Consider the following 14,368-nt stretch of genomic DNA (forward strand, 5'->3'; position numbering starts at 1 on the left):
CCCGGGCATCAAGTCTCGGCGATGGGCCGGTCCGCCGCGCCGGCCATGAACTGGGCCCGGGCCAGCGCGGCGAAGCGCCCGCCCAGCTGCACCAGTTCGTCGAAGGTGCCGGCCTCCACCACGCGCCCGTTCTCGAACACCAGGATGCGGTCGGCATCGCGCACGGTGGCGAGGCGGTGGGCGATGACGAAGGTGGTGCGGTCCTTCATCACCTCGTCCAGCGCCGCCTGCACCTTGGCTTCCGTGGCCGCATCCAGCGCGCTGGTGGCCTCGTCCAGAATGAGGATGGGCGGGTTCTTCAACAGGGCGCGGGCGATGGACAGGCGCTGGCGCTCGCCGCCGGAGAGGGCGCGGCCGCGCTCGCCCACCACTGCGTTCAGCCCCATGGGGTTGCGCTCCACCAGCTCCAGCGCCTGCGCCCGCTTGAGCGCCTCGCGCATTTCCGCCTCGGTGGCGTCGGGCTTGCCCACCCGCAGATTGTCGGCGATGGAGCGGTTGAACAGAAGCGGCTCCTGGAACACCACGCCGATGGCATGGCGCAGGGAGGCGAGGGTGACGTCGCGAATGTCGGTGCCGTCGATGCGGATGGCGCCGGACTGCGGGTCGAACACCCGGTGCAGGAGGGCCAGCGCGGTGGACTTTCCGGCCCCCGTGGTGCCCACGAAGGCGAAGGTGCGCCCGGGCGCGGCATGGAAGGAGACGTCGCCCACCGCGGTGCGCTTGCCGTCGTAGGAGAAGGACACGTCGTCGAACACCACGTCGCCGGTCACCGCGCCCAGCTTGCGCGCGCCCGGCTTCTCGCGCACCGCGCCCACCGTGTCGAGCACGTCGAAGAACTGGGCGAGGCGCGGGGCGGACAGAAGCAGACGGTTGAAGAAGCTCACCGTATGGTCGAGCCGGCCGATCAGCATGGTGGCGAAGGCCACATAGGTGACGATATCGCCGATGGCGGCCAGGCCCTGCACATGCAGCCAGGTGCCGATGAGCAGGATGGCGAGGATGGTGAGCGTGGTGGCCGCCTTGGTGGCCATGGACACCATGGCCCACCAGGACAGCACCGGAATCTGCACCGCCAGCACCCGGTTCACCGTGTCCCTCAGGCCGGACACCTCGGCCTCGATGCGGGTGTAGCTCTGGATCACCGCCACATTGCCCAGGGCGTCGGAGGTCTGCTCGGCGAGGTCGGAATTGTGCGCCTCCACCTCCCGCTGCATGGCCTCGGTGCGGCGGATGACATAGCCGGTGACCAGGCCGAACACCGCCATCAGCACGATCAGCACCAGGCCCAGACGCCAGTTGATCCAGATGCCCACGGGCACCAGCACCACCAGGGAGATGATGGCGGCGCAATCCTCGCGGAAGAAGGAGAGCCACAGGCCCCACAGGGCATCCACCCCCTCCAGCATCACCTTCAGCAGCCGGCCGGAATGGGTGGTGCCGTGGAAGCTGAGGGGCAGCTGCAGCACATGCTCGAAATACTGGGCCAGCACCCCCAGCCGGCGGCGGTGGGAGAGGCGGTCGGCGTGGAGCGAAATGAGCACGCCGGCGACGATGTTGAACAGGCCGAAGCCCACCCAGGCGCCGAGCAGCGGGGTGAGGTCGTGGAAGGTGGCCGCGCGCGCCGCCGCCTGCGCCGAGGCCAGGGTGTCGATGATGCGGCCGAACAGGATCGGCTCGGCGAACTGGGCGATGGCCAGCAGCAGGTTGGAGAAGACCAGCAGCGCGCCCAGCCGCGCCTGCGGCCCGAGCAGGGAGATGGTCCGGGCGTAGATGCGCAGCAGGCTCATGGTCGCGGTGTCCCCGTGCCGGTGGGCCGCCAGAAAAGCGGAGCCCTGGCCGCCGCGCAAGGCCGCCGTTGGGCGTGGGCAAGCGGCGCACGGCGCCCGCATTCAAGGAGAGTGAACGGCGCACCGCGCCGCATCCTGCGAGGAACAAGCGGCGCACGGCGCCGCAGCTGCGGGGAAGTCCGCACCGCGCGGCGCGGGGGCGGGGGACGATGTTCACGGTGCGGATTGACGCGCGCCTCCGCCACCCCTATAAGCCGAGCCCGAACTCAGGCGGCTGCGGCGGCCGGAGCCCAGCCTTCTTTTCTCGTACCGATCTCGAAACCCGGGCCGAGCGAGCAGGCACCGGCGAACCTTCGCCGTGGCAGTGCTGCTTCTGCAGTGCGCTGCTGGGACCCGCCCCCTCGCGACCGCCACAGGAAATCCGGAGACAAGACCCGTGAAGCGCACCTATCAACCGAGCAAGCTCGTGCGCAAGCGCCGCCACGGCTTCCGTGCGCGCATGGCCACCCGCAACGGCCGCAAGATCATCGCCGCGCGCCGCAACCACGGCCGCCAGCGCCTGTCCGCCTGAGGGGTGGACATTCGCGGAGCAGCCCATCGTGGATCGCCTCCGCAAGCGCCGTGACTTTCTAGCCGCCGCCAGGGCCGAGCGCGCCGGCGTCGCCGCTTTCCTCATGCAGGGGCGCGACCGGGGCGACCAGGGCGCGGTGCGCATCGGGCTGACGGTGACCAAGAAGACCGGCAATGCCGTGGTGCGCAACCGCATCCGGCGTCGCCTGCGGGAGGCGGTGCGCCGCGTTCTGCCGCAGGACGGGAGGCCGGGCTACGATTATGTGCTGGTGGCACGCGAGGCGGCGCTCCACATGCCCTTCGACGGGCTGGTGGATGACTTGGCCCGCGCCGTCCGCAAGCTGCATGCGCCGCAAAAGCCGCGTGGGCCCAGGCGCGCACCGTCACAACAGTCACACGACGTCTCGTCAAAAGACAATCACGCGCACAGTTCCGACCCCCAGGCGAAGCCCGCCGACGGAGGCCATCCGGCATGAGTGACAACCGCAACATGTTTATCGCCATCGGCTTGTCCATGGCGATCCTCATCGGCTGGCAATATTTCTTCGGCATTCCACAGGCGGAGCGCCAGCGACAGGCCGCCGAGCAGCAGCGCATTACCCAGCAGGCCCAGCAGCCGGCCCCCGGCGGTTCCGCCACTCCCACGCCCGGCACCACCCCCGCCCCCGGCGGCGTGCCCCAGGCCGGGGCCCCGGCCGCGCTCTCGCGCCCCCTCACCCGCGCCGAGGCCGTCGCCGCCACCCCGCGCGCCGCCATCGACACCCAGCGCCTGAAGGGCTCCATCTCCCTGCGCGGCGCGCGGGTGGATGATCTCTCCTTATTGGAATACCACGAGACGGTGGACCCCAAGAGCCCGAACATCGTGCTCCTGTCCCCCTCCGGCGCGCCCCACCCCTTCTATGCGGAATTCGGCTGGACCTCCGCCGCCGGCGCCAGCGTGAAGGTGCCCGGCCCCGACACCCTGTGGACCTCCACCGGCGGCAGCCTGACCGAGAAGACCCCCCTCGTCCTCACCTACGACAACGGAGCGGGGCTCATCTTCCGGCGCACCTTCACCATCGACGACCATTACATGTTCGCGGTGAAGGACGAGGTGGAGAACAAGACCGGCGCGGCGGTGACCCTTTATCCCTACGCTTTGGTCTCCCGCCACGGCATGCCCAAGGTGGAGGGCTTCTACATCCTGCACGAGGGCCTGATCGGCATCCTCGGCGACAGCGGGCTGCAGGAGGTCACCTATTCCCACATGGACAAGGAGAAGCCGCTCACCTTCTCCGCCACCGGCGGCTGGCTCGGCATCACCGACAAATACTGGGCCGCCACCGTCATTCCCGACCAGAACGTGAAGGTGGATGCCAAGTTCTCCACCGGCACCTTTGCCGGCGTGCAGACCTTCCAGACCGATTATCTCGCCGCCCCGCTCACGGCGGAGCCCGGCGCCAGCGTCACCTCCTCCGGCCAGCTGTTCGCCGGCGCCAAGGTGGTGAGCGTGGTGGACGGCTATGCCACGGACTACAAGATCGACCGCTTCGACCGCCTCATCGACTGGGGCTGGTTCTATTTCATCACCAAGCCGCTGTTCCTGGCCATCGACTGGATCTACCGGCTGGTGGGCAATTTCGGCGTCGCCATCCTGCTGGTCACGGTGGCCCTGAAGGGCATCTTCTTCCCGCTCGCCAACAAGTCCTACGCCTCCATGGCGAAGATGAAGGCGGTGCAGCCGGAGATGACCTCCATCCGCGAGCGCTACGCCGACGACAAGGTGAAGCAGCAGCAGGCGCTGATGGAGCTGTACAAGAAGGAGAAGATCAATCCGGTGGCGGGGTGCCTGCCCATCCTGATCCAGATTCCGGTGTTCTTCGCCCTCTACAAGGTGCTGTTCGTGACCATCGAGATGCGGCACGCGCCCTTCTTCGGCTGGATCCGCGACCTCTCGGCGCCCGACCCCACCACCATCTTCAACCTGTTCGGCCTCATCCCCTGGGACCCGTCCTCGGTGCCCGTGTTCGGCTCCTATCTCATGCTGGGCGCCTGGCCCATCATCATGGGCATCACCATGTTCGTGCAGATGAAGCTGAACCCGGCCCCGCCGGACCCCACCCAGCAGATGATCTTCACCTGGATGCCCATCATCTTCACCTTCATGCTGGCCCATTTCGCCGCCGGCCTGGTGATCTACTGGGCCTGGAACAACACCCTCTCGGTGGCCCAGCAGGCGTTCATCATGAAGCGCCACGGGGTGAAGATCGAATTGTGGGACAATCTGCGCTCCGTCTTCAGGAAGAAGACGCCAGCCAAGGGCTGAGGCGGCACCCCTCACCACATCAAAACGCCGCGGCTCCCCAAAGGGCCGCGGCGTTTTCTGTTCGTCCAGATTGGTGACCATATTGACACGTGACTATATTGGCACATAAATAGCCCATGGATGATGTGTTCGCCGCTCTCTCGAACCCTATCCGCCGGGACCTCCTCGACCTGCTCAAGGTGAAGGATGGCCAGACGCTGGGCGAACTGGAGCGCCAGACCCGCCTGACCCGCTTCGGAGTGATGAAGCATCTGAGAGTGCTGGAAGACGCGCATCTGGTCCTCACCCGCAAGGTGGGGAGGGAAAAGCACCACTTCCTTAACCCGGCCCCCATCCAGCTCGTCAGCGACCGCTGGATCTCCCGCTACGCCGGCCCCCACGTGGCGGCGATGGCGAACCTGAAATACCTCGTGGAAGGGATTGCCCCCATGAACACCGCCCCGCCCAGACACATCTACGAGCTGTTCATCAAGGCGACGCCGCAAGCCCTGTGGGATGTCCTGACCGACGACAGCAAGACACCCCTCTACGAACACTTCAACATGACCTCCCGCACCGACTGGCGGACCGGCGGGACCCGCGAATACTTCATGGGCGACCGGGTGGTGATCACCGGCACGGTGCTGGAGCTGGACCCGCCGCGCCGCTTCGTCATGACCTTCTCGGCGCAATGGGCGCCGGAGGTGGCGCAGGACCCGCCCTCGCGAGTGACCTGGGACATCACGCCCGTGGGCGAGGATGCCTGCAAGCTCACCCTCACCCATGACGACTTCCCCGGCGAGACCGCCACCTCGAAGGCGGTGGTCCATGGCTGGCCCGAGGGCCTGTCGCGGCTGAAGACGCTGGCGGAGACCGGGCAGCCCTTCCTGATGACGGCGGTGGCACCTGCGGCCTGAGATGCTTGCTGCCTGAGCGGACCCGGCCGGCATCGGCGCAGCTGGCGGCCGCCGCAAAAAGAAAATGCCCCGGACCAGCCGGGGCATTGTCAATTTCCGAAAGCGTTCGAAGCGCCGGTCAGCAGCCCGGCAGTCAGCCGCCCGCCACCGGCAGCGGGATGGGCGCCGGGCCCAGCGCCGCGCTGCGGGAGGCCGAGGCGCGCTCGGCCACGCGGTCCGCATAGGGCAGCTCCAGCCGCTCCCACACGTCCGAGAGGGCGGTGGCCAGATGGGCGACGAGGGCGTCGTCGTGGAACGGCGTGGGGGTGATGCGCAGCCGCTCCGTGCCGCGGGGCACGGTGGGGTAGTTGATGGGCTGAATATAGATGCCGTACTCGGCCAGCAGCAGGTCGCTGGCCATCTTGCAGGCCTTGGCGTCGCCCACCATCACCGGAACGATATGGGTGGGCGTCTCCATCTGCGGCAGGCCGGCGGCGGCCAGCGCCCGCTTCACCTTGGCCACCTGGGTGCGCTGCCCGTCGCGCTCGGCCTGGGAGGCCTTCAGGTGGCGCACGGAAGCGGCGGCGGCGGCGGCGATGGCCGGCGGCAGGGCGGTGGTGAAGATGAAGCCCGGCGCATAGGAGCGCACGGCATCAATCACCAGGCGCTTGCCGGTGATGTAGCCGCCCACCACGCCGAAGGCCTTGCCCAGCGTGCCCTCGATGATGTCCACCTTGTGCATCACCCCGTCGCGCTCGGCGACACCGGCGCCGCGCGGGCCATACATGCCCACCGCGTGCACTTCGTCCAGATAGGTCATGGCGCCGTAGCGCTCGGCCAGCTCGCAGATGGCGCCGATGGGGGCGATGTCGCCGTCCATGGAATAGACGCTCTCGAACGCCACCAGCTTGGGCCGGTCGCCGGCCGCCTGCAGCAGCTCTTCCAGGTGGCCGAGGTCGTTGTGGCGGAAGATGGCCTTCTGCCGGCCGCCGTGGCGCACGCCCTCGATCATGGAATTGTGGTTCAGCTCGTCGGAGAGCACCACGCAATCGGGGATGAGGCGGACGATGGTGGAGATGCCGGTGGCATTGGAGATGTAGCCGGAGGTGAAGACCAGCCCCTGCTCCTTGCCGTGCAGGTCCGCCAGCTCGCGCTCCAGCATCACGATCTCGTGGCTGTTGCCGGAGATGTTGCGGGTGCCGCCGGCACCGGCGCCGCGCGCCTGCGCCGCCTCGCACATGGCCTTGACCACATCGGGATGGCTGCCCATGCCGAGATAGTCGTTGGAGCACCACACCACGATGTCGCGCGGGCCGCCGGGAGAATGCCACACCGCGCGGGGGAAATGGCGCGCGTCGCGCTCGATCTCGGCAAAGGTGCGGTAGCGGCGCTCCTTGCGCAGGGCGTCGATGGCATCGGCGAAGAAGTGGTCGTAATTCATTCCGAACCCTGCGGCGTCGAGCGGATCGCGGGCGACGATCCTTCATTGTTGTAATGTTATGACGGCAGATTGCTCCTTGTATTGATGCCAATCAAGAGCCCAGCCGGACGCGCGGCGATCCGGCGCGGCTTTCCCGCAAAAGCCGGGCATTCATGCCGATTTCCGCGCGGCGCGGCCGGGTCAGTTCGCCCGGGCCGGGGCGCCGGGCGCCGCCAGCACCAGATCGAGGAGGCGGGGCAGGAAGGCGTCGAAATTGGCCCGCGCCTGGGCCGTGGTGGGCGCGTCGCTCACCACCGAGAGCGAGGCCTGCGGCCCCACCAGCAGGGCATTGACGAAATGGTGGCGGACGCCGGCGGTGGTCTCATAATCGCGGGTGGAGGTGAAGACGCGCACGCCGCGGCTCTCCACCTCCTGCGCGGGGCCGATGGTGGAGGCGTGGGTGTCGGCGACCTGTTCGCGGATGCGCGCATTCACCCGCTCCTGCACGTCGGCGAACTGCGCCAGGGTCATGCGCGCCATGTGGCCGGGCTGGCGCAGGCTCAGCAGCGCCGCGCTGCCGCCGCAGGCCTTGCCGGCGCACTGGAAATAGGTGGTGCCGGTCTGCGCCATCCGGCTGGTCCAGCCCGCCACCTCCAGCCCGAAGGGATTTTCCGCCCGCGCCGCCTGCGGCAGGGCGGCCGCCAGCAGCGGCACGAGCACGGCAAGACCCACTGGAAATCGCACCATGGCCGACACCTCCGGTTGCAGCTATCCCGTAGCGGCCGGAGACCTGCCCGGGCAAGGGGGGCGGCGCGGATTCCCGGCGGCGGCGGCCGGCATTTTCAGGCGGCGTTTTTTCTGCCCCTGCCCCTTGCGCCGCCGGGGCGAATCCCTTAAATCCGCGTTGCCCAAATTCGCACGTGCCTGTGGTCGCGTGTCGGTCGGTAGGATCTCCGGACAAGAGGCCGGAAAGCTGCCAGGACGATCGACAAGCCGGAGGGAACCGGCCCACCCCGCTCCTCAATGCGGGGGACGTGACTTGAAGCAACGACGTAAGGGCTTTTTTGGTCTCGGTCGCCCCTCCAACGGGCGGCGTTACTGAAGAGGCACTACATCTTGCCGGCCGTGCGGAGCGGGAATTCCCCTCCAATCGTGCGCAGTCGTCTTCTCCCCTCGCGTCGGCCTGTCCGTCGCGGGTGGCGCGGCTGCCGTTCGGTCCGATGATGCGGCCGGGATAAAGCCCCGGCGAAGCGGGTACGGCCCGCAGGAACGTCGGCGTGTCCACATCGCCGCGAACCTGCCCGCGCGTGCCCCGGCCGGCCCCATGCGGGTGCCGTCCGTCCTGTCGTCGCACGGGAAATCCGTGCTTCACGAGGCTTCAGGTCACGGGGAGGACACCATGACCGATCGCATCCGCGAGTTTCTCAAGACCCGACGCGAGGACGGCCCCTGCGTGGTGGTCGATCTGGACGTGGTGCGCGCGAACTACCAGACGTTCGCCCGGGCACTGCCGGATACCCGTGTCTTCTATGCCGTGAAGGCCAATCCCGATGCCGCCATTCTGAAGGCGCTCCAGGAGTTGGGCTCCTCGTTCGACTGCGCCTCCACCGGCGAAATCGAGATGGTGCTGGCCACCGGTGCCGGCGCGGATCGCATCTCCTTCGGTAATACCATCAAGAAGGAGCGCGACATCGAGCGCGCTTTCCGCTTGGGCGTGCGCCTGTTCGCAGTGGATTCCTACGAGGAGGTGGAGAAGATCGCCCGCGTCGCCCCGCGCGCCAAGGTGTTCTGCCGCATCCTGTGCGACGGCGCCGGGGCCGAATGGCCGCTCTCGCGCAAGTTCGGCTGCGAGCCGGAGATGGCCGCGGACGTGCTGGAGCACGCCCACCGCCTGGGGCTCGATGCCTATGGCGTCTCGTTCCACGTGGGCTCGCAGCAGAAGAATGTGAACGCCTGGGACGCGGCGCTGTCCTCCGCCGCCGGCATCTTCCGCGAGTGCGCGCTGCGCGGCATCACCCTGTCCATGGTGAACCTGGGTGGCGGCTTCCCCACCCGCTACCTGCAGGACGTGCCCGCGGCCCAGTCCTACGGCGAGGCCATCTTCTCGTCCCTGCGCAAGCACTTCGGCAACGAGATTCCGCAGACCATCATGGAGCCGGGGCGCGGCATGGTTGGCAATGCCGGCCTGATCGAGACCGAGGTCGTCCTCATCTCCAAGAAGTCCGAGCGCGACGCTTTGCGCTGGGTGTATCTCGACATCGGCAAGTTCGGCGGCCTCGCCGAAACCATGGACGAGGCCATCCGCTATCCGCTGCGCACCCCGCGCGACGGGGACGACACCGCCCCCTGCGTGCTGGCCGGCCCCACCTGCGATTCGGCCGACGTGCTTTATGAAAAGACCCCGGTGGAGCTGCCCTTGTCCCTGGCCATCGGCGACAAGCTCATCATCGAGGCGTGCGGCGCCTATACCACCACCTATTCGGCGGTGGCGTTCAACGGCTTTCCGCCGCTGAAGTCCTACGTGATCTGACCCCGGCCGGGCCCGCAAGGCCCGCAGGTTCAGGCCCGCGCATCGGGCCGCAGGGCCTCCCCCGGCGCCGGCATCTGCCGCCCGGGCGTTGAGGAGGGGGCTTCCCCCTCGTCTTCCGCACCGTTCCCGGGGCCCTGCGCCTCCGGCCGCGCTGCCGCGCGGCGGGAACGGCCGTCTTCGCTTCTTCGGTTGTGGCATCAGGAGGTGCTGATGACTGAAATCGTGCTGGAACAGCCGGAAGATGTGGCCCCGCGCGAGGCCCTGCTGGACCTGTGCCTGGGGGAGGCGCGCTTCGCCAGGTCCTCCGAGCGCCTGCGCGAGGGCCGCCGGCCGGCGGACGGCCTCGCCTTCGCCGCTTATGGCCCGGACGGCCGGCTCGCCGGCACCGTGCGCCTGTGGCACGTCACCGCCGGCCCGGGCAAGCCGGCGCTGCTGCTCGGCCCGCTGGCGGTGCATCCGTGGTTCCGCGCCCACGGCCTCGGCGGGGAGCTGATGCGCGCCGCCCTGGACGCCGCGCAGGCCAGGGGCCACGGCGCCGTGATCCTGGTGGGCGACGCCCCCTATTACGCGCGCTTCGGCTTCTCCGCGCAGAAGACCGGCGAATTGTGGATGCCCGGCGCCTATGATCGCCACCGTCTGCTGGCCCTGGAGCTGAAGCCCGGCGCCCTCGACGGCGCCCGCGGCCTCATCAGCCCCACCGGCGCCCGCATCGCCCGGCCGTCTCTGGCGGAGCTGATGGCCGGCGAGCTGCGCCGCTCGGCCTGAGGCCGGCACAGCACGGGCAGAAAGACAGCCAGAATGCAGAAGGCCCCGGAGCATTGCTCCGGGGCCTTCGTGCTTTGGGGCGGCGACCCGCGCGCCTCGCGCTCTGCTCAAGCCGCGCGACGGTGGTTCACCGCACGATGATGTTCTTGAACTGCCACGGGTCTTCGAGGTCGAGGTCCTCGGGGAACAGCTTCTGTCGGCCGGTCAGCGGGGTCCAGTCCGTATAGGTGCCGATCACCGGGCCGAGATAGGGCATCTGGACCTGCAGGCAGCGGCGGAAGTCCATCTCGTCCGCCTCGACGATGCCGGCGGAGGGATTTTCCAGCGCCCACACCATGCCGGCGAGCACGGCGGAGGTCACCTGCATGCCGGTGGCGTTCTGGTAGGGCGCCAGCTCGCGGGTCTGTTCCACCGTGAGCTGGGAGCCGAACCAGTAGGCATTCCTGGCGTGGCCGTAGAGCAGCACGCCCAGTTCGTCCATGCCGTCCACGATCTCGTGCTCGTCCAGGATCTTCCACTTGCCCTGGAAGTGGCCGCCATTGCCGAACATCTCGTGCAGGGAGAGCACCGCGTCGTTGCAGGGGTGATAGGCATAGTGGCAGGTGGGCCGGTAGAGCACCTGGTCGCCGTCACGCACGGTGAGGTAGTCGGCGATGGAGATGGCCTCGTTGTGGGTCACCAGATAGCCGTACTGGGCCTGCGGCGTCGGCGTCCAGGAGCGCACGCGGGTGGCGGCGCCGGGCGACAGCAGGTAGATGGCGGCGCCGCAGCCGGCTTCGTGGGTGCGGCCTTCCGGCGGCATGGTCTTCTCGTGGGTGCCCCAGCCCAGTTCCGCGGGCTGGAGGCCTTCCGAGACGAAGCCTTCCACCGACCAGGTGTTCCAGAACTCGCCCATCACCTTGGGGTTGCGGGCGCGCTGGGTGTCGCGCTCGGCAATGTGGATGCCTTTCACCCCCAGCGCGCGGGCCAGCTGGCCCCATTCCTCGCGGCTCGCCGGCTCGGGCCGGTCGAGGCCGGTGTCGGCGGCGATATTGAGCAGCGCCTGCTTCACGAACCAGGACACCATGCCCGGATTGGCGCCGCAGGTGGACACCGCGGTGGGGCCGCCGGGATTGCGGCGGCGGGCGGCGAGCAGGCTTTCGCGCAGCGCATAATTGGTGCGCGCGGCGTTATCCATGGTCTCGTCGAAATAGAACCCCTTCCAGGGCTCCACCACGGTGTCGATGTAGAGGGCGCCCAGCTCGCGCGACAATTCCATGATGGCGATGGAGGACACGTCCACCGAAAGGTTCACGCAGAAGCCCTGGCCGGGGCCGTTGGTGAGCAGCGGGGTGAGCAGCTCGCGGTAGTTCTCGGCGGTGACTTCCGACTGGATGAAGCGGATGCCGCGGGCATCGAGCAGGGTCTTGTGGTCCGCAACGGGGTCGATGACCACCATGCGCGCGAGATCGAAATCGAAATGCCGCTCGATCAGCGGCAGAGTGCCACGGCCGATGGAGCCGAAACCGATCATCACGATGGGGCCGTCGATCTTGGCATGGACCGGCCAGTCGCTCATGGTGAAACACTCCTCGTCGGGGACGCGGCGCGCGACGGCCCGCAAAGGCCCGGCGCCGTGGCTTCAAGATCCCGGGACACGGCGGGCGGAGCGGCGGGCCGCCTCCTGCGCCTGTGGCCGGGGCAAGTCGCCCGCAGCGGATGCACGGGCGGCGGCACCATGTGTAAAGCATGGCCGCGCGTCAACCAATGACACGCTGCAAAGCCGGCAAACCGGTTGCCGCCCTGCATCGCACCGGTGCGGTGTGCGCCAGATCCGCTTCGGCCGGGTTCCGCTTCGGCCCGCCCCTGCCCCCACGCCACTGCGGTGAAGGGATGGACGGCGCCCGGCCTCAGTCGCTGGCCAGGATATGGTTGCGCACGATGGGATAGACCTGCCCCGCCCATTTGCGCCCAGAGAAGACGCCGTAATGGCCGACGCCCGCCTGCATGTGGTGGCGCTTCTTGTGCGGCCGCAGGGCGGAGCAGATGTCCTGCGCCGCCATGGTCTGGCCGATGGAGCAGATGTCGTCCCGCTCGCCTTCCACCGTCAGCAGCGCGGTCTTGCGCACGGCGCGGAAGTCGATGGGGGTGCCGCGATAGGTCAGCTCCCCCTTCGGCAGGCGATAGTCCTGGAACACGTAGCGCACGGTCTGCAGGTAGAATTCCGCATCGAGGTCGAGCACGGCGAAATATTCGTCGTAGAAGTGCTTGGTGGCCGCCGCCTTGTCCATCTCGCCCTCGGCGAGGTCGTTGTAGAGGTCGAGATGGGCCTTGATGTGCCGCGAGAGATTCATGCTCACGAAGGCGGTGAGTTGCATGAAGCCGGGATAGACCCGCCGGCCCGAGCCGGGAAAGCCCTTCGGCACCGTGGCGATGAGATTCTTCTCGAACCAGGTGATGGGCTTGGAGGTGGCGAGGTCGTTCACCTTGGTGGGGTTGATGCGGCAGTCGATGGGCCCGGCCATGAGGGTCATGGAGGCCGGCGTCGCCGGGTTCCGGTCCTGCCCCATCACCGCCGCCGCCACCAGCGCCTGGACGCAGGGCTGGCACACCGCCACCAAGTGGGAGCCGGGACCCATGATCTCGAGGAAGCGGATCACGTGCTCCACATAATCGTCGAAGGCGAAGGGGCCTTCAGACAGGGGCACGTCCCGGGCATTGTGCCAGTCCGTGATGTAGACGTCATGATCCGGCAGCATCGTCTTCACGGTGTTGATCAGAAGCGTGGCGAAGTGGCCGGAGAGAGGCGCCACCACCAGCACGCGGGGCTGGGCGATGTCCACGTCCTTCTTGAAGCGCAGCAGCGTGCCGAAGGGCAGCACCGCCACCTTCTCCTCGCTCACCTGCACATCGCGGTTGCCCACCTCCACCGAGCGGATGGCGAAATCCGGTCGGCCGTGGCTGAGCCCGGCGCGCTCCACCAGTTCGTAGGCGGCGGCGAGGTGGCGGATGCCCGCATGGGCGAAGCCATTGATGAGGGGCCCCGTGAGGCTCTGCCGCGCCAGACCGGCGAGGAGGCGCACCGGGCTCATGAGATCGGCCTGGGTCTGATACGCGAGATACATCATGGCTGCCCGTGTCGCCGCACCCGGCGGCAACGCCCCCGAGAGGATGCCCGATTGGAAGACTGGAGCATAATGCTTAAGAGTCCTTCTGTTCCGCGCCCTCGGAAAGCCGACGCCCCCCACGGACGGCGGAACGATTAAGTTGTTGTCGCAGACCTGTTTTTGCGCTTTGCAGCAGGCCCGAAGGGTTGTACCTGTTGGGTTGAATATTGGAGCGGAGCGTGGTGCATTGCAACACGCATCCGCAAACACAGCGATCCGGGGCCGCCGCCGTCCGGGCGCCAACGAAAATCCGGGGTGGGACAACGGGGCGGGCCTGACGGTCGAGAGACCAAAATCCGAGGCGCGGGACACGCATGGCGACACTCACCATCTCCAGCAAGAACTACTCCTCCTGGTCCTTGCGCGGCTGGCTCCTGTGCAAGATGGCCGGCCTCGTCTTCGAGGAAGAGCGCGTGCCCCTCGACGACCCGGACATGAAGGCGGAACTGCTGCTGCTCTCGCCCTCCTTCCTGGTGCCGCGGCTGGTGCATGACGACGTGACCGTGTGGGACACCCTCGCCATCGCCATCTTCCTGCACGAGGTGTTCCCCCAGGCGGGTCTTCTGCCGGCCGACCGGGCGGTGCGGGCGCACTGCCTGTCCATCTCCGGCGAGATGCATTCGGGCTTCACCAATTTGCGCTCGGCGCTGCCCATGAACATCAAGGCCCATTATCCGGGCTTCAAGGTGTGGGCCGGGGCGCAGGCGGACATCGAGCGCATCGTCGCCATCTGGCGCGGCTGCCTCACCGCCCATGGCGGCCCCTTCCTCATGGGCTCCGCGCCGACCCTGGCCGATGCCATGTATGCGCCCGTCTGCTCGCGCTTCACCACCTATGACGTGAAGCTCGACGCCGAGTGCGAGGCCTATCGCGCGCGCATCATGGCCCTGCCCTTCATGCAGGAATGGATCGAGGGCGCAGCGGCCGAGCCCGAGGAGCTCGAAGAGCTCGACGCCGAGTTCTGAGCGCC

At 68.2% G+C, this 14,368-nt stretch carries 12 protein-coding genes; 7 read left to right on the top strand and 5 right to left on the bottom strand.

Annotated features, from left to right (window positions below; all coding sequences use genetic code 11):
• Nucleotides 1–8: 8 nt before the first annotated feature.
• Nucleotides 9–1,787, bottom strand: a complete 1,779-nt coding sequence (locus tag ACI7BZ_RS02905) for a glucan ABC transporter ATP-binding protein/ permease (RefSeq protein WP_414115698.1) — start codon at nucleotides 1,785–1,787, stop codon at nucleotides 9–11.
• A 436-nt stretch (nucleotides 1,788–2,223) separates the two neighbouring features.
• On the opposite strand from ACI7BZ_RS02905, the gene rpmH reads away from it, so the two are divergent.
• From rpmH to ACI7BZ_RS02925, 4 genes are all read left to right on the top strand, one after another.
• Nucleotides 2,224–2,358, top strand: coding sequence for a 50S ribosomal protein L34 (gene rpmH / locus ACI7BZ_RS02910; RefSeq protein ID WP_012113946.1), 135 nt, complete (start codon nucleotides 2,224–2,226; stop codon nucleotides 2,356–2,358).
• A 28-nt stretch (nucleotides 2,359–2,386) separates the two neighbouring features.
• Entirely contained in the window at nucleotides 2,387–2,833 is a 447-nt protein-coding gene (gene rnpA, locus ACI7BZ_RS02915; RefSeq protein WP_414115699.1) for a ribonuclease P protein component, read from the top strand.
• Entirely contained in the window at nucleotides 2,830–4,662 is a 1,833-nt protein-coding gene (gene yidC / locus ACI7BZ_RS02920; RefSeq protein ID WP_414115700.1) for a membrane protein insertase YidC, read from the top strand. The genes rnpA and yidC overlap by 4 nt, the downstream gene beginning before the upstream one ends.
• A gap of 116 nt (nucleotides 4,663–4,778) precedes the next feature.
• Complete coding sequence (locus tag ACI7BZ_RS02925; RefSeq protein ID WP_414115701.1) at nucleotides 4,779–5,558, top strand: ArsR/SmtB family transcription factor; 780 nt, start codon at nucleotides 4,779–4,781, stop codon at nucleotides 5,556–5,558.
• Nucleotides 5,559–5,691: 133 nt separating this feature from the next.
• On the opposite strand, the gene hemA is transcribed toward ACI7BZ_RS02925, so the two are convergent.
• Nucleotides 5,692–6,978 carry a 5-aminolevulinate synthase gene (hemA, locus tag ACI7BZ_RS02930; RefSeq protein WP_414115702.1) on the bottom strand — a complete coding sequence of 429 codons (1,287 nt, stop codon included), beginning with the start codon at nucleotides 6,976–6,978 and terminating at the stop codon, nucleotides 5,692–5,694.
• 180 nt (nucleotides 6,979–7,158) lie between these two features.
• Nucleotides 7,159–7,704 (bottom strand): hypothetical protein, encoded by a 546-nt coding sequence (locus ACI7BZ_RS02935; RefSeq protein WP_414115703.1) that lies wholly within the window; start codon nucleotides 7,702–7,704, stop codon nucleotides 7,159–7,161.
• A 652-nt stretch (nucleotides 7,705–8,356) separates the two neighbouring features.
• Here ACI7BZ_RS02935 and ACI7BZ_RS02940 point away from each other — a divergent pair.
• Both ACI7BZ_RS02940 and ACI7BZ_RS02945 read left to right on the top strand, forming a co-directional pair.
• Nucleotides 8,357–9,487 (top strand): type III PLP-dependent enzyme, encoded by a 1,131-nt coding sequence (locus ACI7BZ_RS02940; RefSeq protein ID WP_414115704.1) that lies wholly within the window; start codon nucleotides 8,357–8,359, stop codon nucleotides 9,485–9,487.
• 210 nt (nucleotides 9,488–9,697) lie between these two features.
• The gene (locus ACI7BZ_RS02945) at nucleotides 9,698–10,252 is read left to right on the top strand and encodes a GNAT family N-acetyltransferase (protein ID WP_414115705.1); all 555 of its coding nucleotides are present in this window, start codon (nucleotides 9,698–9,700) and stop codon (nucleotides 10,250–10,252) included.
• Between the two features lie 127 nt (nucleotides 10,253–10,379).
• Here ACI7BZ_RS02945 and ACI7BZ_RS02950 read toward each other — a convergent pair whose 3' ends face one another.
• Together ACI7BZ_RS02950 and ACI7BZ_RS02955 are read right to left on the bottom strand one after the other, a co-directional pair.
• Nucleotides 10,380–11,810: a homospermidine synthase gene (locus tag ACI7BZ_RS02950; protein WP_414115706.1), complete on the bottom strand. Its 1,431-nt coding sequence runs from the start codon at nucleotides 11,808–11,810 to the stop codon at nucleotides 10,380–10,382.
• Between the two features lie 331 nt (nucleotides 11,811–12,141).
• Nucleotides 12,142–13,359 carry a polyhydroxyalkanoate depolymerase gene (locus ACI7BZ_RS02955; protein WP_414115707.1) on the bottom strand — a complete coding sequence of 406 codons (1,218 nt, stop codon included), beginning with the start codon at nucleotides 13,357–13,359 and terminating at the stop codon, nucleotides 12,142–12,144.
• A gap of 353 nt (nucleotides 13,360–13,712) precedes the next feature.
• On the opposite strand from ACI7BZ_RS02955, the gene ACI7BZ_RS02960 reads away from it, so the two are divergent.
• On the top strand, nucleotides 13,713–14,363 hold the full coding sequence (locus ACI7BZ_RS02960; protein WP_414115708.1) for a glutathione S-transferase family protein: 651 nt from the start codon (nucleotides 13,713–13,715) through the stop codon (nucleotides 14,361–14,363).
• The last annotated feature ends 5 nt before the right edge of the window (nucleotides 14,364–14,368 follow it).

The sequence above is a fragment of the Xanthobacter sp. AM11 genome, from assembly GCF_047444035.1.
GTDB lineage: Bacteria > Pseudomonadota > Alphaproteobacteria > Rhizobiales > Xanthobacteraceae > Xanthobacter.

Bases quoted from the DNA above. Each gene is read 5' to 3' on its own strand.
- hemA (WP_414115702.1), bottom strand. From the start codon at position 6,978: ATGAATTACGACCACTTCTTCGCCGATGCCATCGACGCCCTGCGCAAG.
- ACI7BZ_RS02925 (WP_414115701.1), top strand. From the start codon at position 4,779: ATGGATGATGTGTTCGCCGCTCTCTCGAACCCTATCCGCCGGGACCTC.
- ACI7BZ_RS02945 (WP_414115705.1), top strand. From the start codon at position 9,698: ATGACTGAAATCGTGCTGGAACAGCCGGAAGATGTGGCCCCGCGCGAG.
- ACI7BZ_RS02905 (WP_414115698.1), bottom strand. From the start codon at position 1,787: ATGAGCCTGCTGCGCATCTACGCCCGGACCATCTCCCTGCTCGGGCCG.
- yidC (WP_414115700.1), top strand. From the start codon at position 2,830: ATGAGTGACAACCGCAACATGTTTATCGCCATCGGCTTGTCCATGGCG.
- ACI7BZ_RS02940 (WP_414115704.1), top strand. From the start codon at position 8,357: ATGACCGATCGCATCCGCGAGTTTCTCAAGACCCGACGCGAGGACGGC.
- ACI7BZ_RS02935 (WP_414115703.1), bottom strand. From the start codon at position 7,704: ATGGTGCGATTTCCAGTGGGTCTTGCCGTGCTCGTGCCGCTGCTGGCG.
- ACI7BZ_RS02955 (WP_414115707.1), bottom strand. From the start codon at position 13,359: ATGATGTATCTCGCGTATCAGACCCAGGCCGATCTCATGAGCCCGGTG.
- ACI7BZ_RS02950 (WP_414115706.1), bottom strand. From the start codon at position 11,810: ATGAGCGACTGGCCGGTCCATGCCAAGATCGACGGCCCCATCGTGATG.
- ACI7BZ_RS02960 (WP_414115708.1), top strand. From the start codon at position 13,713: ATGGCGACACTCACCATCTCCAGCAAGAACTACTCCTCCTGGTCCTTG.